Origin of the sequence: Janthinobacterium lividum (genome assembly GCF_011601275.1) — a bacterium.
Taxonomy (GTDB): Bacteria; Pseudomonadota; Gammaproteobacteria; order Burkholderiales; family Burkholderiaceae_D; genus Janthinobacterium; species Janthinobacterium lividum_E.
Genome location: NZ_JAAOLY010000010.1, coordinates 195333 through 219047, shown reverse-complemented (window position 1 = coordinate 219047; position 23715 = coordinate 195333). Strand labels below are relative to the sequence as shown.

At 64.5% G+C, this 23715-nt stretch carries 18 protein-coding genes; 8 read left to right on the top strand and 10 right to left on the bottom strand.

The features are described 5' to 3' along the window. Positions 1-36: 36 nt before the first annotated feature. Entirely contained in the window at positions 37-249 is a 213-nt protein-coding gene (locus GYK42_RS16980) for a hypothetical protein (protein ID WP_166448439.1), read from the bottom strand. On the opposite strand from GYK42_RS16980, the gene GYK42_RS29300 reads away from it, so the two are divergent. Continuing rightward, complete coding sequence (locus GYK42_RS29300; protein WP_240943624.1) at positions 248-3622, top strand: hypothetical protein; 3375 nt, start codon at positions 248-250, stop codon at positions 3620-3622. The two genes, GYK42_RS16980 and GYK42_RS29300, sit on opposite strands and share 2 nt — an antisense overlap. 6 nt (positions 3623-3628) lie before the next feature. Here GYK42_RS29300 and GYK42_RS16970 read toward each other — a convergent pair whose 3' ends face one another. The 3 genes from GYK42_RS16970 to GYK42_RS16960 are packed head-to-tail and all read right to left on the bottom strand — an operon-like array spanning position 3629 to position 6742. After that, on the bottom strand, positions 3629-4444 hold the full coding sequence (locus GYK42_RS16970) for a ferritin-like domain-containing protein (RefSeq protein ID WP_166448438.1): 816 nt from the start codon (positions 4442-4444) through the stop codon (positions 3629-3631). Positions 4445-4487: 43 nt separating this feature from the next. Further along, positions 4488-5390, bottom strand: a complete 903-nt coding sequence (dsdC, locus tag GYK42_RS16965) for a DNA-binding transcriptional regulator DsdC (protein WP_166448437.1) — start codon at positions 5388-5390, stop codon at positions 4488-4490. 20 nt (positions 5391-5410) lie between these two features. Next, complete coding sequence (locus tag GYK42_RS16960) at positions 5411-6742, bottom strand: D-serine ammonia-lyase (protein WP_166448436.1); 1332 nt, start codon at positions 6740-6742, stop codon at positions 5411-5413. 264 nt (positions 6743-7006) lie between these two features. On the opposite strand from GYK42_RS16960, the gene GYK42_RS16955 reads away from it, so the two are divergent. Continuing rightward, positions 7007-7231: a hypothetical protein gene (locus GYK42_RS16955; protein WP_092716366.1), complete on the top strand. Its 225-nt coding sequence runs from the start codon at positions 7007-7009 to the stop codon at positions 7229-7231. An 82-nt stretch (positions 7232-7313) separates the two neighbouring features. On the opposite strand, the gene GYK42_RS16950 is transcribed toward GYK42_RS16955, so the two are convergent. The 4 genes from GYK42_RS16950 to GYK42_RS16935 all read right to left on the bottom strand — a co-directional run bounded on the left by GYK42_RS16950 (position 7314) and on the right by GYK42_RS16935 (position 12713). Beyond that, complete coding sequence (locus GYK42_RS16950; RefSeq protein WP_166448435.1) at positions 7314-7859, bottom strand: hypothetical protein; 546 nt, start codon at positions 7857-7859, stop codon at positions 7314-7316. A gap of 84 nt (positions 7860-7943) precedes the next feature. Further along, positions 7944-10022: a TonB-dependent receptor gene (locus GYK42_RS16945; protein ID WP_166448434.1), complete on the bottom strand. Its 2079-nt coding sequence runs from the start codon at positions 10020-10022 to the stop codon at positions 7944-7946. A gap of 94 nt (positions 10023-10116) precedes the next feature. Then, positions 10117-10512: a DUF2946 domain-containing protein gene (locus GYK42_RS16940; RefSeq protein ID WP_166448433.1), complete on the bottom strand. Its 396-nt coding sequence runs from the start codon at positions 10510-10512 to the stop codon at positions 10117-10119. Positions 10513-10568: 56 nt separating this feature from the next. Then, complete coding sequence (locus GYK42_RS16935; protein ID WP_166448432.1) at positions 10569-12713, bottom strand: TonB-dependent siderophore receptor; 2145 nt, start codon at positions 12711-12713, stop codon at positions 10569-10571. Positions 12714-12958: 245 nt separating this feature from the next. Between GYK42_RS16935 and GYK42_RS16930 the strand changes: the two genes are divergently transcribed. After that, positions 12959-16408, top strand: a complete 3450-nt coding sequence (locus GYK42_RS16930; protein WP_346768107.1) for a DUF748 domain-containing protein — start codon at positions 12959-12961, stop codon at positions 16406-16408. Positions 16409-16474: 66 nt separating this feature from the next. Here GYK42_RS16930 and GYK42_RS16925 read toward each other — a convergent pair whose 3' ends face one another. Both GYK42_RS16925 and GYK42_RS16920 read right to left on the bottom strand, forming a co-directional pair. Continuing rightward, positions 16475-16831: a hypothetical protein gene (locus tag GYK42_RS16925; protein WP_166448431.1), complete on the bottom strand. Its 357-nt coding sequence runs from the start codon at positions 16829-16831 to the stop codon at positions 16475-16477. A gap of 97 nt (positions 16832-16928) precedes the next feature. Further along, positions 16929-19379, bottom strand: a complete 2451-nt coding sequence (locus GYK42_RS16920; protein ID WP_166448430.1) for a membrane-bound PQQ-dependent dehydrogenase, glucose/quinate/shikimate family — start codon at positions 19377-19379, stop codon at positions 16929-16931. Positions 19380-19706: 327 nt separating this feature from the next. Here GYK42_RS16920 and GYK42_RS16915 point away from each other — a divergent pair, with 327 nt between their 5' ends. The 5 genes from GYK42_RS16915 to GYK42_RS16895 all read left to right on the top strand — a co-directional run bounded on the left by GYK42_RS16915 (position 19707) and on the right by GYK42_RS16895 (position 23690). Further along, a complete protein-coding gene (locus GYK42_RS16915; protein WP_166448429.1) occupies positions 19707-20339 on the top strand; it encodes a hypothetical protein in 633 nt (210 codons plus the stop codon). 127 nt (positions 20340-20466) lie between these two features. Continuing rightward, positions 20467-21093: a response regulator gene (locus GYK42_RS16910; protein WP_058050435.1), complete on the top strand. Its 627-nt coding sequence runs from the start codon at positions 20467-20469 to the stop codon at positions 21091-21093. Positions 21094-21126: 33 nt separating this feature from the next. Next, complete coding sequence (locus GYK42_RS16905) at positions 21127-21489, top strand: Hpt domain-containing protein (RefSeq protein ID WP_166448428.1); 363 nt, start codon at positions 21127-21129, stop codon at positions 21487-21489. Then, on the top strand, positions 21486-21920 hold the full coding sequence (locus tag GYK42_RS16900) for a response regulator (RefSeq protein ID WP_240943623.1): 435 nt from the start codon (positions 21486-21488) through the stop codon (positions 21918-21920). The genes GYK42_RS16905 and GYK42_RS16900 overlap by 4 nt, the downstream gene beginning before the upstream one ends. Before the next feature lie 51 nt (positions 21921-21971). Then, positions 21972-23690: a sensor histidine kinase gene (locus GYK42_RS16895; protein WP_166448427.1), complete on the top strand. Its 1719-nt coding sequence runs from the start codon at positions 21972-21974 to the stop codon at positions 23688-23690. The last annotated feature ends 25 nt before the right edge of the window (positions 23691-23715 follow it).

The window sequence follows — 23715 nt, the reverse complement described above, 5'->3', positions numbered from 1 at the left end:
CACTTTGAAAAATATATATTAACGGGCTAACGCTAATTAAATTTCTAAATTGAAAAAACAAACGCCAGCCACGCGGACGGCCTGGACCGGCACCGGGACAGGACTGTCAGCATATTTGACAGTGCGCCCGGCAACAAAGGGAGCGCTGTAGCCAAGTCCTTGTTTTACAAACGATAAATTTTCAGGAACGCTTCCTGCTTGACCTCCTGCCTGGGCACGCTTGGCGCCAGTCAACGGAGGAACGATCATGAGCTTTATCAAACAGGCGCTGCTGGCGCTGCTGCTGTGCGCAATGTCTGCCGCGCACGGCGCCAGCATCGGCTACACGGCCACATCGCTGGGCGGCACGCAATGGCGCTACGACTATACGGTCAGCAATACCACCCTGGCCGTGCCCATCGAGGAATTCACCTTGTTCTTCAGCGTGGGCCAGTACGCCAACCTGCACAGCGCCTCCACGCTACCCGGCTGGGACCTGCTGCTGGTGCAGCCCGATCCCGCCATTCCCGCCAGCGGCTACCTCGACGCGCTGGCGCTGGCCGGCGGCATCGGCCCCGGCGCCACGGCCACGGGCTTTTCCGTCACCTTCGATTATCTGGGCGCGGGCAGCCCCGGCGCCCAGCCGTTTTCCATCCTCGACCCCGTCTCCTTCATCGCGCTCGAGACGGGCATCACGCAGGCGGCCGCCATCGCCCTGCCCTCCACCTCGTGGCTGCTGCTGGCGGGCTTGCTGGCCATGGCCTGCCTGCGGCGCCGGCAACTGGCGGGCGCCGCGCTGGCCACGGGGCTGGCACTGAGCCTGTGCGCCTGCGGCGGCCCGGACAATTCCATGCAGCCGCCCGCGCCGAAGGTCATGCTGGCCGCCGCCGCGACCGCCACCCAGGCCGCCGGTGACCTGGAAGTCACCTTGCTGGAAAAAGTGGCCGAGCAGCGCGTCAACCGCACGGCCTGGGATTACACTTACCGCGTGAGCATCCGCAACAATGGAAGCGAAGCGGCCGGCAATGTGCAAGCCGTGCTGGACAGTACGCCTGCAGGCAGCACCATCATCGATGGCGACGTGCTGGCCGGCAGCATCGGCGCGGGGGCCACCGTCACGCCCGCCGACACCATCACCCTGCGCATCGAGCGCAGCATCGCCTTCCAGAGCGCCGGGTTGACGTGGACCTTCAGCACCAGCGACGGCATCGTCCTCGACCCCGTGCGGCCCGCGCAAGTGGTCGTGCTGCCGCTGGCCGAGCTGGGCTTTCCCGACGGCGCCGACAGCGTCAAGGCCAGCGGCGCCGTCACGGACGTGCTGCTGCAGGACGGCAGCCTGCGCTTTTCCACGCCCGGCGACACGGGCGTGGACCAGCACGCGCAATTTTCCCTGAGCAAGGGCGGCAAGATCACCATCCTGGACCTGCTGATCCAGACGCAACTGCCCACGGCCGTGGAAACCTATGTGGAGCCGAACGACGACGGCAGCGTGCCGACCACGGCGCCCGTGCTGGCCATCACGGGACTGGGACCGAACAACCGCCTGCAGCCAGGCGCCCTGGGCTTCCGCCTCGTGGGCGCGGCCCCCATGGCCCTGCAGGACGACAGCGACGGCCTGCTGTCCACTCCGGGTGGCGTAGCTGTCAGCCTCAAGACCTACTGGACGTTCGATGCGGCCAGCGGCATCTTCAGCATCAGTGCCACGGCCATGCAGCAACTGCTGGCATCCTTGCCCAACGGCAGCTATGACCTGAATCTCAATTTCGTCTCGCAAGATGGCGAGTTCACGGCCAGCTATGCCTTGATCGTCATCAAGTCCGGCATCGTGCTGCAAGGGCAGTTGCGCACGCCCGCGGGCGGCAACGCCACGGGACTGGCCGGCAAGAAGATGCTATTGGCCGGCTACAACAATCACCAGCGCCAGGTGGCCGTCGTCGATGTCACGGGCGCCTTCCATTTCGATGGCGTGCTGCCCGATACCTACCAGCTGACCTTGAACGACCTCGTCCACCCGAACGTGGTCAGCGTCAGCGCCGTCGTTTTTGAGAGCAGCAGCAACGTCAATGTCGACATCGTCTATCCGTATGGAACTAGCCTGGCTCTGCGCGCCGGGGCGCAGACCTACGCGGCCGGCAGCGTCACGCAGGATGGCGCCGGGCCGCCCGCGCGCGCGGTGCCCGCCAGCCCCCGTGCCGCGGGCGACGTCACGCCGCAGGATGACGAGGGCAGCAAGACCTTCACGGCCACGGCGGCCGCGCAAAATCAGACCATCACCTCGCCCATCGCCTTCACCGTACCCAAGGGCACGAAAACCGTGGGCGTGAAAATCATCGTCAGCACGGCCGAATATCCCACCTACACGACGGCGCAAAGCCAGTACAACGATACCTGGTCGTACGCCGTGACCGGGCTGCCCGGGGTCAACCTGGCCGCCACGGGCGCCGTCAACCAGACGCACTTCACGCAAGGCACCATCGTCAGGACGGAGTGCATCGACGTCAGCAAGCAAACCAAGGATGGGGCGTTAAGCTTGGGCGGCAACGTCAGCGCCACGAATATCGGCGACAGCGCCCTGGCCACCGTGACGACGGTGGAACTGGGTCTCGCGTGCAAGGGCTTGAAGGTGACGCAGGCAAAATTCCTTTCGCCCAACCAGGCCGCCCATCCCGTGCTGCAGCCGATCAAGCTGACGGGCAATTTGGCGGGGCCGTATGTCTCCGTGTCGCAGGGAGCGGCCACGGCCACGCACACCGTGCCGCTGGAATTGCACTACACGCCGGCGGCGGCGACGATTACGGAAGTCAATATCGGCATCTCGTCGGGCGGCGGCGATCCCGCCTTCAGCACGGAGAATTTATTGTCCCAGACGAATACCAAGACTGCCGGCAGCGTGAAATTTTCCAGCCTGGTGCTGCCCGCCTTTGCCGGCGCCAAGCTCGACAAGAAGGCAGTCATCACGGTGCGCCTGAAGGGCCGCATCGACAATGCCGATGCCAGCTCCGACCCGGCCGAAGGGGGACAAGTGGAATTCAAGGGCGACACGGCCTACATCCCCCTGTACCTGGCCAACGACGAGGCGGCGCTGGCGGCGCGGCGCTACGGCACGCGTGACGCTGGCGGCGATTCGTGGGCCACGCGCCTTGCCATAGCCTGGCTGGCGGGCAAGGCTTACCGTTTCGACGACATCAGCGGCCAGCATGTGACGCAAACGGCAACGGGCCGCTCCATCCTCGGCCACAGCGGCCACAGCGATGGCCAGCAGATCGACTTGCGCTACGCGGACGGCGCGGGCGGCTACACGGACGCGCTGGGCGGCCAGAACGATGGCGCCGCCATTCACAAGCTGATCAATGATGCGAAGGCGGAAGTGGTGGCCAATCCCGCGCAAAAGCCGAAACTGGCGTCCCTGCAGGCGTGGATCGCGGCGAACCGGGCCATGCTGGCCCAGGAAGCGGCGCCGGCCAGCACGCGCGTCATCTACATCGGCCCCAGCTTCATCAAGCTGGCCCTCGTCGACGGACGTTTTTCCGCCGCCTCCACCGACAAGATCCCGGGCGCAGGCGCCTGGACCAAGCCGGCAAAAGTGCACATCGAGGCGGGACACCTGAGCCACTGGCACATCAGCATCACGGCTCACCCTTAGCTGGATTCAGGCGGGCAGATCGGACAGTTCCAGTTCCGAAAAGCCCGCCCGGCGCCGCGCCTCCAGGTTGAACGGGCCGCGCAGGGTGGGCGCTTCGTAGCACAGCGCCAGCTCGGCATAGGTGGCGCGCAGCTCCAGGCCCCTTTGATCGCACAGGTAGCCATACCAGCGGTTGCCGATTTCCACGTGCCCCACTTCATCGCGCAAGATGATGTCGAGGATGGCGGCGGCGGCCATGTCGCCCGCCTGCGCCAGCTTGGCGCGCAGCGGCGGAATCGCGTCCAGTCCCCGCGCTTCCAGGGTGCGCGGCACGAGCGCCATGCGCGCCAGCACGTCGCCGCGCGTCTTGTCGACCATTTCCCACAGGCTGTCATGACCGGGGAAGTCGCCATACGTGTGACCCAGCACCTGCAGGTGCGCTTGCAGCATGGCAAAGTGCGTGGCTTCCTCCTTCGCCACGCGCAGCCAGTCCGTGTAGTAATCAAAGGGCAAGTCCGGGAAGCGCCACAGCGCGTCGAGCGCCAGATTCATCGCATTGAATTCGATATGCGCGAGCGCGTGCACGAGCATGGCGCGCCCTTCCGGCGTGATCATCGAGCGCCGCCCCACGAGGCGCGGCGGCACCAGTTCCGGGCGTTCGGGACGGCCCGGCACGGGGCCGGTCGGCGCCAAAGGCGCATGCGCATCGAGAGATAGCTGCGCTTCGGCCATGGCCGCCACCATCGCCACCTTGGTTGCCGGGTCCGGTTCGAGCAGGCAGGCCAGCGCAGTCGTGCGCAATTCCTGTGGCGGCGTGGAGGTCAGTGGGGATGATGCGTGCATGGTGCTTCCTTCGTGCGCTTTCTTGAACAAGGCGCGCAGTGTATCAAATTGCCTGCCCCAGCAGCCAGTCGGACAAGGCCTGCACTCTTGCCGGCAGCGCGGCACGCCCGCTGTGCACGAGGTAGTACGCCTGCGGGCTGGCCAAGGCAAAGCCGCCAAACGGCAGGATCAGCTGGCCGCTATCTAACCACGGCTGCACCAGCTGGCGCCGGCCCACGGCCACGCCCGCGTGGTGGATGGCCGCCTGCGCGCACAGGTCGGCACGGTCGAAACGCAGGCTGCGCGCGGACAAACTCACCTCCGGCGCCTGCCCGCCCAGCCACAGCCGCCACTCGGCATCGGGCGCGCAGGCGGGCCAGGCCAGGGTGTCGTGCAGCACCATCACGCCTGACAATTTGTGTGGCGCATCCTGCAAGCCATGCTGGCGCGCATAGTCCGGGCTGCACACGGGCGCCAGCCATTCGCCCATCAGCTTGCGCGATACGAGGCCGGGAAAGTTGCCGTCGCCGTAATGCAAGGCCAGGTCGACCTGGCCCGCGCGAAAGTCCACGCTATCATTGCCCACGCGCAAATCGATCGACACGTCCGGATACTGCGCCGTAAAGCCTGCCAAGCGCGGCACCAGCCAGCATTGGGCGATGGACGGGCGCGCATGCACGGTGATGCTGCCCGTGAGCGCATCGCCGCCGGCCAGCGCCGCATGCAAGCCATCCCAGCCAATTTGCAGGGCGGCAAAGATGCGTTCGCCATCCTGCGTCAGCTTGACCTGCCGCGTCAGGCGCTCGAACAAGCGCAGCCCCAGGCCCGCTTCCAGCCGCGCGATGCGGTGGCTGATGGCGCTGGGCGTGAGCGCCAATTCCTGCGCCGCCAGCGCGAAGCTGGCGTGACGTGCCGCCACGAGAAACGTGTGCAGGTTGGAGAACTGGCTGGCCGTCAGCGTCGCCATGCGCGGTGCGCCGGGCGGCATCAGGCGGCGCCGGCCGCCAGCAGCGCGCGGCCGCGCGCCACGTAGGCCGCCATTTCCGCCTCGGGAACCATGCTGCCGCCCGTGCCCCACACCAGGTGCGTGGCCGTTTCCAGGTGCGGCTGATACTGCGGCGCGGCCAGCACGGCAGGAATGCCCGCGAAACCGGCAACGGCGGACGGTTCCAGGCGCAGCTGCTCCGTCTGCTCCAGCAGGGCCAGCAAGCGGTACAGCTCTTCATCCGTGACGGTGGCGTAGCCATCGATCAGCCGCTGCATGGCGCGTCCGACGAAGCCGGACGGGCGTCCCACGGCCAGGCCATCGGCGGCCGTGAGGTTGTCGATGCCGATCTCCTGCACGCTGATCCCTTCATGCAAGCCCGTATGCACGCCCAGCAGCATGCATGGCGAATGGGTCGGCTCGACGAAGACGCAGTGGACAGCATCGCCAAAGGCCAGCTTCAAGCCAAACGCCACGCCGCCGGGGCCGCCACCCACGCCGCACGGCAGGTACACGAACAGCGGGTGGTCCGCATCGACCGTGACGCCGCTAGCTGCAAATTGGGCTTTCAGGCGCTGGCCCGCCACCGCGTAGCCGAGAAACAGATCGTGCGAGTTTTCATCATCGACGAAGTGACAGGTGGGGTCGTTCTCCGCCTGTTTGCGCCCCGCTTCCACGGCCACGCTGTAATCGGTCGCGTACTCGACGACGGTGACGCCGTGGCCGCGCAATTTATCCTTCTTCCATTGCCGTGCGTCGGCCGACATGTGCACGGTGGCACGAAAGCCCAGGCGCGCGCTCATGATGCCGATCGACAAGCCGAGGTTGCCCGTGGAGCCGACGGCGATCGCATACTGGCCGAAAAACGCCCGCACGGCGTCGCTGGCCAGCAGGCTGTAATCATCACCCTCTTTCAGCAAACCGGCGTCCAGCGCCAGCATTTCCGCGTGTTTCAGCACTTCATAGATGCCGCCGCGCGCCTTGATCGAGCCGGAAATGGGCAAATGACTGTCCTGCTTGAGCCACAGCTGACCGCTTGTCATGCTTGATGCAGAACCCAGCGCCGCCTGCATGGCGGGCAGCGGCACGACGGGCGACTCGATGATGCCGCCGCTGGCCTGCGTTTCCGGGAACGCCTTGGCGAGATACGGCGCAAAGCGCGCCAGGCGCGCGCTGGCCTGCGCCACGTCGGCCGCCGTCAAGCCCACGTCGTTCAGCCCCTCGGCCGCTGGCGCGATGCGGGGATTGAACCAGTTCAAGGGCTGCAAGGCCATCAATTCTGTAATCAAGGGAAATTTTTCGCGCAGCGCGGCGATGGCGGAAGTGGGCAGCATGTCAACCTCGTGAAAGAACAAGCCATGATTAGACCGCATCCGGGCGCGGCTGGCAAAGGATGGTTGATCAGGCAATGGATGACGGGAGATCATCTATGCCGTATTCATCGTCCGCGCATGCCTGGGCCATGAACTTGGACGATAGATAAATTTAATTCCTCAATGCACTATCGATTAAAGAAAAATTTCCACAAAGTCACAAAAATAAGTTATCTTAAAGGCAAATAAAAGGAGACATTTTTTCTCTTTTCTACCGAGGCAAAAATGCGCTCCAAGAATGACAAGGTCACTGCTACGAATATGGATATCCTCGACTGCGCAAGGCAGGACGATTTGACGGCCCAAAAGGTCGAAGTCGGCATTATTTTCCAGGAAATGCTCGATACGGCCACGGCCGCCGCCTACCTCGCCAAGAACAAGGTACCGATCGCCACCGCGCTGCGCGTGCTCACTGGGTCGCGGCGGAAAAAGAGCGGCGGCGGGAATTGATGGCCCTGCGTCGGATCAGCTTGTGTAGCCTGCTTGAACAGGTCAAGACGTCTTGTTCGGGACACAACGATTGCCATTATTGTTAATGGCCGTGCTTACGCGCCAGCACCTCGTCCAGCGCCACCCATTCGCCATCGCCTTGCGTGGCGGAGGCAATGCCAGCGACACTGCGCAGGCGTTTCGGATCGATGAAAATCTTCCCATTCCGATTGTCCACAAAAGACCAGGAGACCTTGCCGCCTTCTTCGTTGACCACGATTTGTTTCTCCGTCACGGGGAAACTGGGGCCAAATTCACCGATGCGCGACGCGAACTGGCGTGTCTGCGACTGCACCACGCCGCGATAGACGTGGTCCACTTTGACCTCCATCATTTGGCAGCCGCCGGTGTTCGAGATGCAGACCGCCTGCGGCTTGCCGGCAACGGCTGGTAACGCGGGAGGACAAGGCGGAGGGCAATGCTCGGTGCCTGACGGTTGCAGAACGACCCGCTGCACGTGTCCGGCAAGCAGGACGTCCTGGGCCGAGGCGATGGAGCAAAGACTAAACAGCATGGCGGCAAGGCATGTGGATTTTCTCATTTTTATTTTTGCGGATGGCGGTTGTTGATAGTCTATTATTAAAATCATGGGAAAGTCCACCTATTACTTTCATTCCCGATAACGCGCCCCGTCCACCGTTTGACGAGCAGGAAGAAGGCGCGTTATTTCCGTTTAGAACTTCAGCTGCAGCCCCAGATCAATCGACCTGCCCTCGGCCGGCAAGGCTTGCAGCCCCCCGCCGTTCGCCTTCAAGCCTGACAGGTACACGCCGCCCAGCGGGTCCGCATACGCGCGGTTGAACAGGTTGCTCACGCCCGCGCTCAAGCTGGCCATCTTGCCCAGCGCCACGCTGCTGCGCAAGTTGACGAGCGCATAGCCGCCCGTTTCCGGTTCGAAGCGGCGCGCGTCGACCTTGTCCTTGCGGGCCACGATCTTGGTTTCGATGCGGTTGCTCCAGGCACCCAGCTTGTGCTCGACGGCCAGCAAGGCGTTGAACGGCATCATGCGGTACAGGTCGCCGCCATCGCTGCGCTTGCCCCGCGTGTATGCGGCGTTACCCGTGGCCATGAAGCTGCCCCAGCGCGCGCCGCGCGCCAAAGGCAGCTGCCACGTCAGATTGGCGCCGTACAGCTTGGCGTCGTGATTGGCAAAGCGCAGCAAATTGCCGTTCGCGCCCATTTTCATGTAAGGGTTGAAAGACGCCAGCACGTCGACGTCGATGTAATTGTCGACCTTGCTGTAGTAGGGGTTGAGGCGCACGAACCAGCCCTCCTCGCCGCCGCCATGCCAGTCGGCCGTGAATGCCGCCGTGTAGGCCGTTTCGGGCTTGAGGTCGATATTGCCCACATAGCCGTTGCCATCGCCAAACCAGTTGGTCATGGTCATGGCCATCGAGCCGCGCCCCCACGAGTAGCGCTCGTACAGGTTGGGCGAGCGCACCTTGCGCGCCAGCGCGAATTCATAGCTGCTGGCTGCGTCTAGCGTGAACGTGGCTTGCGCGGAGGCATCGATATTCGTGTCGCGCTGGCTGCGGCTGCGCGCATTGAAAGCCCTGGCGGCCATCACGTCCGGCATGTTCATCATGTTGGTGCCGTACGATTGCACGTCGCCCGACTCCATGCGCACGGATTCGCCGCGCAAGCCCAGCACGCTCGTCCAGCGCGCGTCATGGCGCGTTTCCAGTTCGCCAAACAGCACGGTGCGGTCGCGCCTGCCGTCGTTGATGTTCAGGTAGGTGCGCGGCCCCATCATCATGGAACCGGGCACGGCCGGCCAGTAATCGTCAAGGCGGAAGCCGTGCCACTCCTGGCCCAGGCGCAACTCGCCCGCAGCGGTCGGCAAGCTGGCCATCAGCGCATAGCCCGTGTTGCGCCCGTGCGTGATCATCGGCATCGTGCCCGCGCGCTCGGGGGTAAAGAAACCCATTTCATGGTCCGTCTGCTGCCAGTAGGTGCGCGCGTCGAGCACGCCCCAGCCGAACTCGCCCTTGTAGGCCAGGTTGGCGAACTGGCCGTGGTTATCCGTCATGTCCATGTACTGGTTCGGGAAACCCTGGTACGGGATATGCTGCACGCCGGCGCGCAGGGTCAGCTGCTGGCCATCGCGCTTGGCCGCCAGCACAATGGACTGATTGATGCTTTCAAACATGCTTGCCAGCACGGTATTGCCGCGGCCATCTTCATAGCTGTGTCCGCGCGTATAGGCGCCGCTGTAGCCGATGCTGAGCACATCGCTGGCGGCCGACGCGTTCACGCTGGTCGCCACGCTGTTGTTGACGCTGCGTCCCGACACGGCAAAGCTGCCTTGCGTGAGCAGGCCCGCGCCGGGCTGGGCAAACACGGGCGGGTTCGACTGCACTTCGATGGTGCCGCCGATGCTGTCGCCGCCCGCGCTGACGGGTGTCACGCCCGCGATCAACTTGATGCGCTGCACCTGCTGCGGATCGATATACGACAGCGGCGCATTCATGTGATTGGCGCAGGCCGACGTCAGTTCCATGCCGTCGATGCGAATCTTGATGCGGTCATCGGCAAAGCCATTCACTACCGGCAAGCCGGACACGCCGCCACCGGCCGCCACGCTGTAGCCGGGCGTACTCGACAGCATCAGCGCCGTGTCGGCGGCGGGACGGTAGCCGTCGCCTATGGCCGTGACGATGACTTTCATCTCGGGCAGGACATCTTCAGTACGGGTTTGCGCCGCGGCAGGGACGGCGATGGCGAGGGAAATCAATAAAGGGAAATGTTTCATGGTGCTGCTTTCAGATTCTGTATGGGTAAAACGAACGGACGCAGGCGCACAGCGTCGTGCGGCGCGGCGCAAGGCAGTTCAGGAAAAGGACAGATCAGAAAGCGGCGGGCGGCCCGCGCGGCTGGACAGGCGTCCAGGCAAACAGCCGTGTGGCGGACTGGTAGAACAGCGTGGGCAGCAAGCCCGTGATGAGCTCGCCGGAAGCAAGCACGAGGCTCGTGGGCGGCACGTCCAGGGTGGCCGCATGCATGCTGCAGCAGGGGCAATCGCCCATGCGCATGCCGCCCTTGGAGGTATCGGGCGCGTCCGTGGAGAATGTCGCGGGCAGCATATTCATGCCACCCGCCACCGAGCAGATTTCCAGGCTGGGCACGGCCAGGCCGCTGGCGACCGTCAGCGCGCGCGACACCGTAGGGGCGAGCGTGGCCAGGAAGATGGCGATACACGCGATCCACAGGACAATGCTGGCCTTGCCTTTGCTGATGAACATGGCAACATTGTATCAGCGCAGGTCACTCTGTGGACAGCGCGCAGGTCAAACCATTCTTACAAATCCACCTTCATGCTCAGCTTGATGGCGCGCGGCGCACCGGACGCCAGGCGCGTGCCGGCGCCAGCCCAGTAGCGCTTGTCGGCCGCGTTTTCCACGTTCAGCTGCCACACGACGGCCTTGTCCATGACGCGGCTTGCATAGCGGGCGCCCGCGCTGAACAGGCTGACGCCGCCGAGGAAGGCCTGGTTCAGGTCGTTGACGGGACGGGCGCTGTAGTAATACGCACCGCCATTGACGGACAGGCCCGGCACGGCGTCAAACACGTAAGCGAGGAAGGCGCTGGCCGTGCGTTTCGAGGCGTTTTCCGGCGCCTTGCCGTTATAGTCCGCGTTGATGTGCGCAAAGCTTGGGTCGAGGAACTGGGCCGACGTCTGCCACGACAGCTGGCGCGTCAGCTTGCCCTGGGTCGACAGTTCCAGGCCACGGTAGCGCTGTTCGCCGTCCGACGTAAACACATTGCTGGCATTCGTGTAGTAGCCGGGACGCGTGATGTCAAACAAGGCGGCGGAGAGCAAGGTGCCTCCCGGCGTCAGCCAGCGCGCGCCCAGCTCTTTCTGCTTGCTCACGCCAGGCGCCATCTTGACGCCCTGGTTCACGGTACCCGTCGGGCCCGTCTCGCCCTCTTCCAGCCCGCGCGCCGTGGATGCATAGAACGACAGCTCGGGCGTGGCCTTGTAGATCAATGACGCCATCGGCGTCGTCTTGCTGACGTCGTAGTGGCTGGCGCCCTGGTCGCTCTGGTAGCTGCTGCGGCGCACGCCGATGACGCTTTGCCATTGCGGGCCGAATACCATGCGGTCGAGCGCATACAGGCCCGTGTCGCGCGTGTCGAGCCCGGCCGTCGTAGGCGCCGTGGGCTTGGGGCCGAACACGACATTCGTCACGGGCACGGGGTTATACAGGTTTTGCGAGGCGATCGTGTAATTGCTCTGGTAGATAGGATCTTGCGACTTGTCCGTGCGCGAGGCTCCCAGGGTCAGTTCATGGGCGATGAAACCCGTATTGAAATTGCCGGCCAGTTCCGCGCGCAGCAAGTCCGACGCCATTACGCTGTGCTGGATATTGCCCGTGATGCGGCCCGCGCCCGTGGCCAGCGCGGCCGCGTTGTTCAGGCGGAAGATCGCCAGGCGGCGGTCGCGCGCCGTTTCCGAGTGGCCCGCCTCCACCGTCAAGGCCCAGCCATCCGTGATGGCGTAGTCGGCGCGCAATTGCGCGTTTTTCGTTTGCGCATCAAAGTTCGACCAGTCGGGGCCGATCAGCTTGCGCGGATCGACGGCGCGCGGCAAGCTGATCACGCCTTTCACGGCCGCAGGCAAGGCCACGCCCGCCTGCTCCGTCACCCTGCGGCGCTCGTATTCCAGGTCGGCCTTGAGCAGCAATTTGTTCGTCACTCTCCAGTCGAGCGCCGTGGAAATGAAGCGGCGGTTGCCGTTGCCGACATGATCCAGGTAGGAACCGAGGGTGCCGCCGGCCGCGTTGACGCGCACGCCAAACTCCTGCTGCGCGCCAAAGCGGCGGGCCACGTCGACATTCGCCACGGCACTGCCGCGGTCGTCGACGCTCAAGCCCATGCTAGTGACAGGCTGGCTGCCGGCCCGCTTGGTGACGAAATTGACGACGCCTGCCGGCGAGGTAAAACCGTAGTACAGGGCCGAAGCGCCTTTCAGCACTTCCACCCGTTCCTTGTTTTCCATGGGCACTTGCGAGAAGTTCATGATCGGCATGGAACCGTTGAGGCGGTAATTCGTGCGGTTTTCCACGGCGATGCCGCGTATTACCAATTGATCCCACGTCTCTCCCCCGTTTTGCTGGCGCGTCACGCCGGCCGTGTTGCGCACGGCGTCGTACAGGCCGGACACGGCTTGCTGCTCCAGCAATTCGCGCGTGATCACGTTGACGGTGGACGGCACGTCCATGATGCTGGCGCCCCTAAAGCTGCCCGCCTCCGTGGTCAGCGGCACCAGGCCTTGCGCGCGGGCGCCCGTCACTTGCACTGCCTGCATGACTTTCTCATCGCCAGCCGTCGGCTCGTCCTGGCCGCTGGCCGCATTGGCAGCCAGCGCGGCGTGGGAAGCGAAGGCCAGCGACAGGGCGGCGGCGACTGGAAGTAAACGGGTGCGGGGTGTGACGACAGGCATGACATCGGGCTTTCAATGAGAAAATATGTGCAAATGAGAACTTACGGTTAGCGGACATGATACCGATAATGAGAATCATTATCAAGTAAGAGTGAGTTTGTGTGAGTTTCATAAGGGAAATTAGTTCCCCTAGGCGCCTGTTATCACTTGAACACGTTTGGATTTTGCAGACGAGGCCGCAAAGAGGCATACTGACAGTCACGGCGCGCACGGTGCGCCGCCCAACAAGATCAAAAGGTAAGTTCGTGAACACAATCGACAACAAAAGCGTGCAGACGAAAACATTTCGCTGGAAACGCTGGCAGCGCTGGGCCCTGGGCACAGGCTGCGCCCTGGCCGCCTACAGCGCGGCCGGCTTCTGGCTGGTGCCCTACGTCATCAAAAACCAGCTCCCAAAATTTGCCGAGAAAGAACTCGCGCGCCAAGCCAGCATAGCCGAGGTACGCTTCAACCCGTTTACCCTGCGCCTGGAAGCGGACCAGATCGCTTTCAAGGAAGCGGCCAGCGCAAACAATGCGCCGCTGCTGTCCATCGGCGCCCTGGCCGTGCAGCTGGAATGGAAATCCATCGTGCGCCGCGCCTGGAGCCTGGCGGAAATCCGCATCACGGCGCCGCAGGCGCAGCTGACGATCACGCCGGATGGCAAGTTCAACCTGGCCGAAGTGCTGGCCACCTGGCAACGCAATCACCCGGAAAAGAGCGAAGGCGGCATGCCGCGCCTCGTCATCGCCCACTTTGCGCTGGAACAAGGCAAGGTGGACTGGCACGACCAGAAGGCGGGCTACGCGGACAACTTCACGCCAATCAACTTCACGCTCGACAATATCTCGACCTTGCCCGACGCCAACGGCAGCTACAGCCTCAGCGCCGATGCGGCGCGCGGCGGCAAGCTGCACTGGCGCGGCACGGCTTCGCTCAGCCCCATCCGTGGCGAAGGCGAACTGATACTGAACGACGCCTCCCTGCCCGGCCTGGCCGCGTATTTAAAAGCGTACACGCGCGCACAAGTGACCAGCGGCAAGCTATCGGCGCGCCTGCCCTACGCCTTTTCCTATGCCGACGGCAAGCTGGAAGCGACCGTCAAAGGCGCGGGAATGGCCTTGCGCGACCTGGCCCTGGCGCAAGATGGCAAGGGTACGCCGTTCACCTCGCTGAACACCCTGGGCATCGCCGGCGTGAACGTGGACCTGGAGCGCCAGAACGTCACGGTCGACAAGGTCAATCTATACGGCGGCAAGGTGGCCGTGCGGCGCGACAGCAAGGGCGAAATCGACGTGGCGAACCTGATGCTGCCGGGTAAGCCCGCACCTGCAACAGCGACGCCCGCCGCACCAGCCAAACCAGGAAAATGGAAAGTGGACTTGAAACAGCTGGCTCTGGCCAATGTGGACGTGTCCGCCATCGATGAAACCGTCTCGCCTGCCTTGCAACTGAGCGCCAGACAGCTGCAATTGCAGCTGCAGCTGGGCATGCAGCAGCAGCCATCGGGCATGGCCACCGTCATCGACGGCGCACATTTTGGCCTGGCCGACCTCACCATGCAGCGCGGCGCGCAAACGCCATTCAAGCTGGCCCAATTGGGTTTTACCGAAGGCAAGATCGACCTGGCCGCACATACCGTGCACCTGGGCGCCGTGACGGCCAGCGGCGCGCAGATCGACCTGGCGCGCAACCGCCAGGGCGAATTTGCAATTGCGCAAAAGCTGCCCGTGTTTTCCTCCGGCAAGGCCGACCCGGCCAAGGACGCCCCATCCGCGCCCTGGTCCACCAAGGTAGACAAGGTAGAACTGAGCAAGTTCGGCGCCCATTTCGATGACGCTGGCACGGGCATCAAGGGCACGCTGCAGGATGCCCGTTTGTCCCTGCAAAACCTCAGCAACGACATGAAACAGACGCTGCCGTTCGAGCTGGGCGTGGGCCTGCGCGAAGGCGGCTTGCTCACGGCCAATGGCAAATTCATACCGGGCACGGGCGCCGTCGATGCGCAATTGAATTTGAAACAGCTGACCCTGGCGCCCGTGCAACCGTTGCTGGCGCAGCATATCAAACTAAAACTGGCAAGCGGATCGCTCTCCGGCAGCGGCCGCCTGACGACGGGCGGCGGCGCGCCGAAAGCGCCCAAGGTCCGCTATGAGGGCGGCGTCGATATTGCCGGCCTCGTGCTCAATGAAACGGATGGCAAGCGCTTTGCCTCGTGGAAAAGCGTGCGCGCCGACAAGCTGACGGCCAGCGTGGGTCCCGACTTCGTCGACATCCCCGAGCTGCGCGTGGTCGAACCGAACGCCCAGCTGATCATCGAAAACGACCGCAGCCTCAATGCGCAGCGCCTGCTGGTCAAGGCGCCCGAGCCGGCTACCGCACAAGCAACTGCAGCCACGCCGGCGGCCGACGCCGCCTTCCCCGTGCGCGTGCGCCGCGTGCGCCTGCAGAATGCCAAGCTGGACTTTGCCGACCTCAGCTTGCGGCCCCAGTTCGCCGCCAAGATCTATGAACTCAACGGCGTCGTCACAGGACTGTCGACCAAGCGTGATGCGCGCAGCCAGATCGAACTGGACGGCCGCATCGATGAATTCGGCCTGGCCCGCGTGCGTGGCCAGCTCAATCCGTTCGCCCCGACCGACAACACGGACTTGAACGTCGTCTTCAAGAATGTCGACATGGTGTCCGCCTCGCCGTACACGATGAAGTTCGCCGGCTACAAGGTGGCCGAAGGCAAGATTTCGCTGGATTTGCAATACAAGGTGCGCAACCGCCAGCTCGACGGCACCAACCAGATCGTGCTCGACAAGCTGACCTTGGGCGAGCGCATCGACAGTCCGGACGCCTTGAAGCTGCCTTTGGAATTGGCGCTGGCCATCCTCAAGGATAGCGATGGGCGCATCGACCTGGGCTTGCCCGTGTCGGGCGACATGAACGACCCGCAATTCAGCTATGGCGCCCTGATCTGGAAAGCCGTGGGCAATGTGCTGACGAAAATCGTCACGGCGCCGTTCCGCGCGCTGGGCAACTTGCTGGGCATCAGCGCCGACAAGCTCGAATCGATCGACTTCGATGCGGGCAGCGCCGTGCTGCTGCCGCCCGAGCGGGAAAAACTCAAGCAGGTGGCGCAGATCCTCGCCAAGCGTGAACAGCTGAAGCTGGCCGTGCCTGGCCAGTACAGCGACACGGACGGGGCCGCCCTGCGCGCCCAGGCCGTGCGCCGCGCCGTCGCCGCCAAGGCCGGCATCAAGCTGGAAGCGGGCGAAGAACCGGGGCCGCTGAACCTGGGCGAACGCAAGATACGCGGCGCCCTGCGCGAGCTGTACAGCGAACGCTTCGGCAAGGCCGAGCTGGACAAGCAGAAAAAGGCGGCGGAATCGGCCGCGCCTGCGGCGGCGTCGGCAACAGCGGGCGCCTCCGCAGCGGCGACGGCAAAAATCCCCGTCCTGCAACGCCTGGGCAAGCTGATCGAGGGCGAGCCGCAAGTGGCCGACACGGGCGCTTTCTACAACGGCTTGCGCGAGCAACTGGAAGCCAAGCAGCCGCTGCCTGCCGATGCCTTGAACAAGCTGGGTGCGCAGCGCAGCGCGGCCATCCTGGCGGCCCTGCAGCAGGATGGCACGCCAGCGGCCAGAGTCAGCGCGGGTGCGCCGGAAAAAACGGAAGCTGCGCCGGGCAAGCTGGTGGGTTTGAAGCTGGGATTGGCGGCGCAGTAATCGATGGACGTTGCCGTAACAAGTTTGCGGCAACGCCGTGCAAGCGCCAGCAGTGCCGGCGGCTCGCTATGCGGGCCGGCAAGCCGACGCGCGTAGATGGCTGCCCAGTCTGGCACCGAAGAACACCAGCAGCGCAAACGCAGCCAGCAGGGGCAGTGCCAGCAAGGCAAAGCCGTAAGTAACAAACACCACCGGGAGCCATAAGATCAACAGGCCGGCGAAGGTCGCCATGCCGATGGTTCGATGTTGTGGACGCTGGATAAGAAAACCCTGGCATACGCCGATGACTAATCCGCATGCAGCGATGGCCAATACATTCACCATGCCCGGGAAATTTTCAAAGCTCGTGTAGACGAGAAATACCGCAAGAAAGCTCAGGACGGCACTGAGCGCCCCGATCAATCCCGTCCTGGCTGTACTCATGGGTGCCTTTCAAATAAAACAAACATAGGTGGCCGCGTGCCGCCATGCGCAATTTAATGCGGCACCATCCACAGGATGGCGCCGCTGCGTCCATGCGCTATTTCGTTTTCCCCGCCTCCTTCACCGCCTCATCCGGCAACGCAAACGCCACCAGACTATCCCCCATCTTCGTGCCCAGCGAACCGTGGCCGCCGGCCATGACGACGACATATTGCTTGCCCGTTTTGTCCGAGACATAACTCATCGGCGTGGCCTGGCCGCCGGCCGGCAGGCGGGCTTTCCATACGGTCTTGCCGTTGCTGACATCGTAGCCGCGGATGTAGTAGTCGAGCGTGCTGCTGAGGAAAGCCACGCCGCCGCCGGTGGTGCTGATGCCGCCCAGGCTGGGCACGCCCAGCGGCAAGGCGATGGGCACGGGGGCGCTGTCGCGCGTCGTGCCGTTCTTGTGCATCCACACTTTTTTCATGGTGCGCAAGTCGACGGCGGCGATATAGCCCCACGGCGGCGCCTGGCATGGGAAGCCCAGCGGAGAAAGAAAAGGCTTGATTTCCACGGCAAACGGCACGCCCGTCTGCGGCTGCAAGCCCATTTCCGTGCCAGTGCCGCCCGGCGCATTGGCTTGCGCACGCGGTACCAGGCGTTCCAGAAAGCCCATGTAGTCGGGGTTCACCAGCAGTAGCTGGCGCACGGGATCGACGGCCGCCCCGCCCCATTCGAAGATGCCCAGCGGGCCGGGCGAGATGATGGCGCCCTTGATCTTGCCTTCGGCCACCGTTTGCGGCGTGAACGGGCCTTCATAGCGGTGCTGGCGGAAGATGATGCGGCAGGCCAGCTGGTCGAACGGCGTCGTGCCCCACATATCCGTTTCGCTGATGTTTTTCTCGGGCAGGAAAGTGAGAGCCGAGAATGGCTGCGTGGGCGACAAGCGGTCGCCCGGAGCGGGGTTGTTCGTCGGCACGGGTTTTTCCGGCGCCGGCACGACCAGGCTGCCGTCGCGGCGGTCGATCACATAGATGTCGCCCCGCTTGGTCGTGGCGACAACGGACGGCACTTTGCCTTTCGGCGTGTCGATGTCGACCAGGGTGGGCTGGCCGCCAATATCCATGTCCCAGATATCGTGGTGCACGGTCTGGTAAACCCAGCGCACCTTGCCGGTCGCCAGGTCCAGCGCGACGATGGCGCTATTGTATTTTTCGCCATGGGGATTGCGGTTGCCGCCCCACGTGTCCGGCGTTTCATTGCCCATCGGGATGTACACCATGCCCAGCTTTTCATCGATGCTGGACACGCCCCAGGAATTGGGCGAGTTGTTGGTGTACGTCTTGCCGTCGGCAATCGGCGCCGTGTCGTCGGGGTTCGAGGCATCCCAGTTCCACATCAGCTTGCCGGTGACGGGATCGTAGCCGCGGATGACGCCCGATGGTTCTTCCGTGGAAAAGTTATCGGTGACGCTGGCGGCCATCACCACCACGTTTTGCGCCACGGCCGGCGGCGACGTCGGCATCAGGAAGCCCCGCTTCTTCATGCCCATGCCGTGGTACAGGCCGATCACCCCGTTTTCGCCAAAACTTTTGCAGGCTGCGCCCGTATCGGCGTTGACGGCGATCAGGGTGGCATCCATGGTGGGCGCGAGGATGCGGCGCGGGCACTCCATGCCGGCCGCCTCGGGCGCCGGGTCGCCCTTGGCGCGGCCCGCGTTGACGTCCCAGTAGGCCACGCCGCGGCAAATCATGTGCTGATAGCTCGATGCGTCGCGGTTGATCTTCGGATCGTGGCGCCAGATCTCCTTGCCCGTGTCCGGGTCCAGCGCGATGACGATGTTATGCGGCGTGCACAGGTACAGCATGCCGTTGACTTTCAGCGGCGTGACTTCGTTGGCGATCTCGCCCGGGTCGTTCGGCCCCTTGAAGTCGCCCGTGTTGTACAACCACGCCTGTTTCAGCTGCGATGCGTTGGCCGGCGTGATCTGCGCGGCCGGCGCATAGCGGTCTCCGTAGCCGGAGCGGCCATACGCGGCCCAGTCGTTGGGCGCCACGCCGGGCGCGAAATCGCCTTGCGGCGTGGCCGCCATGTTTTCGGCCGGCACTTCGCCGTGCAGGGTGTAGTAGTCCTGGAACAGCGAGAACACGCCCACGGCAGCCGTCAGTACCACGGCGGCGGCCAGTGCGCTCTTGCCCGCGTCGCGCGGTTTGGCCCCGGCCGTCAATGGCGGATCGAGGCGGCGGTCGACGAACGGCAGCAGCAGCCAGACGGCGGCGGCGAACCAGATATCGAGGCGCGGCAGCAATTGCCACCAGTCGAACTTCACCTCGATGACGGACCAGATCAGGGTGGCAAACAACAGCAGCGCGAGAAACAGCTGGGTGCTGCGCCGCCCTTTCCACACGAGCGCGCCCGCGATGAGCATGCCGATGCCGGCCACGACGTAATACCAGGAACCGCCGAGGCTGACGAGCCAGGCGCCGCCGCCGGCAAGCGCCAGGCCCAGCAAGATGAAGATGACTGCGGTGATGACAAGCAAGGGTCCAGGCCGGGCAGAGGCAGTCATGATGCTCCTTTACAAGAGTCAGTCGGCGGCACGCGCCTGCGCACCGTATTTGATGGCGATCAACGAAATTCCATTTTTTCACTAATCGCTAAAGCGTGCCACACGCCACAACGCCCCGTGCGTACGGTGTGGCTTTTTATACACGCGCTGACTGTCCAGCCCGCCACAATTATGCAATTTTTATGGAAAACATTAAATCAAGTAAATAAATAACAAATTTATCGAATAAAACGAATTTTTATCGTAAAATGAAAAAAACATCCAAGCCAAGCATGTCAGGTCCGCCATCGCGCAGACCACTTGCATCGACCGCACTGGAGCACTGCCATGACCGCCTTCCTCGCCATTCACCCCTTCCTTCGCTGCGAAGACCTGTCGCTGATGCGCCCGGCGCTGGCGCTGGCAGGCCTGCTGTTGCTGCTGGCCGCCCTGCTCTGGCGACGCACCCGCTGGCAGGCAGGCAGCGGGCCAGCCGCCAGCGCGGCGCCGGCCGATCTGCATGCGCTGCTGCAGCTGCGCAAAGCGGCCCCGCCGGCCAAGGTGGCTGACAGCGCCCCGCCTGCGCCCAGGGCGCCGGACGCGCCGCCGTTCGAGCAAGCCCGCCTGGACGCCATGTTCGGCCACGACCGCCGCCTGCAAGGGGAAATTCTCGCCCTGTTCGTGGCAGAGACGCGCGACCGCCTGGCCGGCATCGCCCATGCGCTGCGCTGCGAGCGGACGGCCCCGGCAAGAGTGCTGGCACAGGAAATCCTCGACGGCAGCCAGTCCATGAGCCTGCTCCCCTTGCAGGCACTTTCGCGCCAGGCCGTGCATGCGGGCTTTTCCAACGATATCGGCGCGCTGCGCCGCCTGCACGCTGAGCTGCTGATGGCGCTCGATGTGCTGTCGCAAGCCGTCACGGTCCTGCAAACGGACGCGGCGCTGGCCGACGACCGCAGCGGCGTGGGAAGCCGGCCATGAGCGCGCCAGGCCACGGTCCGCGACATGCCAGGTTTTTTAATGAATTCATCTAATTCGTTGAAATTGATTTTTTAAGGCCGATTGCGTATCATTCCCTTCAACTACATCCGCGACCATACAGCCCATCATGCACACTGCAGACGTTTGCACTACCCAAAAGGCCGCCGAAATCCTCGGCATTTCGGTGACATCGGTGCAGCAACTGGTCGAAGCCGGCGTGATCGAAGCCTGGAAGACCAAGGGCGGCCACCGGCGCATTCCCCTCGCGGCCGTCGAGGCCTACAAAGGCAATCCCGGCCAGCCGGGCCAGGACCAGCGCGCGGCACGCGCCAGCCGCCCCGCCCCATCGGGCCGCCCGCCGTCCATCCTGGTCATCGAAGACAATCCCATCGAGCGCGCGCTGTATGAAAAGCAGATCGGTTCATGGGGTTTGCAGGCGGGCTTGCGCTTTTGCGAGAACGGCTACCAGGCGCTGATGGAAATCGCCCGCGACCAGCCCGACATCCTGCTGGCCGACATCATCATGGAAGGCATCGACGGCTACGAAGTGATCCGCACCATCCTGGCCGACCCGCTGCTGGCGGACATGCACATCGCTATGCTGTCGAGCCTGACGCAGGAAGAACTGGAAGAACGGGGCGGCGTGCCGCCCGGCGTCGTGTTCTTTGCCAAACCCGTCAATTACGACGAGCTGCGCGGCTACCTGCGCGCCTGCTGCGCCGGCCATGCGCGGCGCAACAGCCTGGCCGCCTGACCCGCCACCGCATCCCCTCCCCCCGGAGCCCCCATGCCAGCCTATCGCCACATCGATCCTGCCGTGCTGTTCCAGGCCACCGGCCACGACCTGGAGATGTTCCGCGCCCTGTCGCAGACCTACCTCGATACGTCGCCGGCCATGTTTGCGCGCGTCGAGCAGGCCGTGCGCGGCGGCGCGGCGCAAGCCATCGTGCATAGCTGCCATACCTTGCGCGGCACCGTGGCCCTGCTGGGCGCCAGCGTCCTGGTGGCGCGCCTGGCGGCACTCGAACAGCTGGTGCGCCACCAAGGTGTGGCGGCGGCGGGCTGGCTGGACGATACGGCGGCGCTGGTCGGCGCAGTGGAGCAGGAAGTCCGCCGCAGCATGCTGGAATATACGGGAGCCCAGGCATGAACGAGCGCGAGGAAGCGGCGCATGCCGCCAAGCCGGCCCCCGCCTCGGAGCCCGGCGCGCGCATCCTGCTGGTCGAGGATACGGCGCTGAACCGCCAACTGGTGTGCCTGCAGCTGGCCGCCCGCGGCTACGGCATCGACACGGCTGAGAACGGCGCGCTGGGCTTGCAAGCGCTGGCCGGGCAGCAATACGACCTGGTGCTGATGGACTGCATGATGCCCGTCATGGACGGTTACCAGGCGTGCCAGGCCCTGCGCGCCAGCGAAGCGGCCAGCGGCGCGCCGCGCCTGCCCGTCATCGCCCTCACGGCCGGCGTCACCGACGACGACCGGCAGCGCTGCGTGGCGGCCGGCATGGACGATTACCTGTCCAAGCCGTTTACGGCCGCCCAGCTGCGCGACATGGTCGACCGCTGGCTGGCGCGCCGGTGACGCCGGACATCCACGCATAACGGCAAACCTGGCAGACCTTGCGGAGGCAGCATGCGGCGGCACAGAGACTGGAAGGCCCTGGTCTGGGAGCGCTGGGAGCGCTGGGAGCGCTGGGAGCGTTGGGAGCGTTGGGATACGCGCGCCCTGCTGTCGCTCTTCATGGCCGTCCTGCTGGCGGGGCTGTGGAGCATCACCGCGCTGCAACTGCGGCACGCCTACGACGCCGCCATCGCCGGCGCCGGGCGCGACGCGCGCAGCATGGCGCGCGTCTTCGACGAGCACGCGATCCGCACGATCGAAGCGGCGGACCAGACTGCCACGTATTTGCGCGGCCGCTACCAGGCGCTGGGCAATAGCCTCGACATCGTGGCGGACCTGCGGCAAGGCCTCAAACCCGGTCCCCTGTACAACCTGTTTACCATCGTCGACGAACAGGGCGACATGGTGCTGTCGAGCCGTCCATTCCAGCCGACCAGGCTTGCCGACCGCGAGCACATCCGCGTACACATGCGGCGCGACAGCGGCGAACTGTATATCAGCAAGCCGGTGCTGGGCCGCGTATCGAAAAAATGGTCGATCCAGATGACGCGTCGCATCAACCATGCCGATGGCCGATTCAAGGGCGTGGTAGTGGTCTCGATGGACCCGTATTACTTTACGCGCCTGTACGACGAAGTCGACCTGGGCGACAACAGCTCCACCGAACTGGTCGGCAGCGATGGCGTGGTGCGCGCGCGCCGGGTCGGCGCCGTCGACACCATCGGCCAGGATATCGGCGGCAGCCAGGTATTTTCCCTGATGCAAGGTAAAACGCGGGGCGGCTTCACCGAGCGCAGTCCCGTCGATGGCACCCTGCGTTTGTACGCTTTCGAAAAACTGGCCGGCTACCCGCTCTACATGCTGGTCGGGCTGGACCACGACACGGTATTGGCCGACTACGTCTCGCGCCGCAACCAGGCCTTGCAGATGGCGGCCATCACGAGCGCGCTGATCGTGCTGGCATGGGCCGCGCTGGTGCTGCTGATCGGCCGCCTGGTCGACAGCCGCGCCAGGGCCATCGCCGCCAGCGAAGCCAAGTCGCGCTTCCTGTCGAACATGTCGCATGAATTGCGCACGCCCCTCAACGGCATCCTCGGCTTCTCCGAACTGCTGCAGGAACAGCTGCGCGAGCCGGAACAGGCCGCCTACGCGCAAACGATACACGACAGCGGCCGCCAGTTGCTGGCCATGGTCGAGGCGGCGATGGAATTGAGCGCGCTCGAGCACGACCAGGTGCGGCTGGAGCGGGCCGCCGCGCCATTGGCCCAGTTGCTGGAACTGGCGCTGGCGCCGCACCGGCCGCGCGCGGCATACAAGGGCTTGCAGCTGGCCGCGCAGGTCGCGCCCGCCACGCCGCCCAGCATCGATTGCGACCGCGTCCGCCTCGTGCGCGTGCTCGATATCCTGCTCGATAACGCCATCCGCTACACGCCCGCGGGGCGGGTCGACGTGCACGTCATGCACAGCGGCGCGGACCTGCAGATCGAGGTGCGCGATACGGGCATCGGCATCGCGCAGGCGCAGCAGGGCGTCATCTTCGACAAATTCTCGCAGGCGGACGACTCGCCCAGCCGCGCCCATGACGGCGCCGGCATGGGCCTGGCCATCGCGCGCCAGCTCGTCGCGCTGATGGGCGGCAGCATCGGCGTGGCGTCCGCGCCGGGCCAGGGCGCCGTCTTCCGCCTGCGGCTGCCGCTAGGCGGCAAATTGACCACACTATCATCTGCGTAGTGATGCGCAAAAGTTGTTCTACGTG

What these genes read in the sequence shown, in the direction of transcription:
- GYK42_RS29300 (WP_240943624.1), top strand. Translation starts at nt 248, where the DNA reads ATGAGCTTTATCAAACAGGCGCTGCTGGCGCTGCTGCTGTGCGCAATG.
- GYK42_RS16980 (WP_166448439.1), bottom strand. Translation starts at nt 249, where the DNA reads ATGATCGTTCCTCCGTTGACTGGCGCCAAGCGTGCCCAGGCAGGAGGT.
- GYK42_RS16970 (WP_166448438.1), bottom strand. Translation starts at nt 4,444, where the DNA reads ATGCACGCATCATCCCCACTGACCTCCACGCCGCCACAGGAATTGCGC.
- dsdC (WP_166448437.1), bottom strand. Translation starts at nt 5,390, where the DNA reads ATGGCGACGCTGACGGCCAGCCAGTTCTCCAACCTGCACACGTTTCTC.
- GYK42_RS16960 (WP_166448436.1), bottom strand. Translation starts at nt 6,742, where the DNA reads ATGCTGCCCACTTCCGCCATCGCCGCGCTGCGCGAAAAATTTCCCTTG.
- GYK42_RS16955 (WP_092716366.1), top strand. Translation starts at nt 7,007, where the DNA reads ATGCGCTCCAAGAATGACAAGGTCACTGCTACGAATATGGATATCCTC.
- GYK42_RS16950 (WP_166448435.1), bottom strand. Translation starts at nt 7,859, where the DNA reads ATGATTTTAATAATAGACTATCAACAACCGCCATCCGCAAAAATAAAA.
- GYK42_RS16945 (WP_166448434.1), bottom strand. Translation starts at nt 10,022, where the DNA reads ATGAAACATTTCCCTTTATTGATTTCCCTCGCCATCGCCGTCCCTGCC.
- GYK42_RS16940 (WP_166448433.1), bottom strand. Translation starts at nt 10,512, where the DNA reads ATGTTCATCAGCAAAGGCAAGGCCAGCATTGTCCTGTGGATCGCGTGT.
- GYK42_RS16935 (WP_166448432.1), bottom strand. Translation starts at nt 12,713, where the DNA reads ATGCCTGTCGTCACACCCCGCACCCGTTTACTTCCAGTCGCCGCCGCC.
- GYK42_RS16925 (WP_166448431.1), bottom strand. Translation starts at nt 16,831, where the DNA reads ATGAGTACAGCCAGGACGGGATTGATCGGGGCGCTCAGTGCCGTCCTG.
- GYK42_RS16920 (WP_166448430.1), bottom strand. Translation starts at nt 19,379, where the DNA reads ATGACTGCCTCTGCCCGGCCTGGACCCTTGCTTGTCATCACCGCAGTC.
- GYK42_RS16915 (WP_166448429.1), top strand. Translation starts at nt 19,707, where the DNA reads ATGACCGCCTTCCTCGCCATTCACCCCTTCCTTCGCTGCGAAGACCTG.
- GYK42_RS16910 (WP_058050435.1), top strand. Translation starts at nt 20,467, where the DNA reads ATGCACACTGCAGACGTTTGCACTACCCAAAAGGCCGCCGAAATCCTC.
- GYK42_RS16905 (WP_166448428.1), top strand. Translation starts at nt 21,127, where the DNA reads ATGCCAGCCTATCGCCACATCGATCCTGCCGTGCTGTTCCAGGCCACC.
- GYK42_RS16900 (WP_240943623.1), top strand. Translation starts at nt 21,486, where the DNA reads ATGAACGAGCGCGAGGAAGCGGCGCATGCCGCCAAGCCGGCCCCCGCC.
- GYK42_RS16895 (WP_166448427.1), top strand. Translation starts at nt 21,972, where the DNA reads ATGCGGCGGCACAGAGACTGGAAGGCCCTGGTCTGGGAGCGCTGGGAG.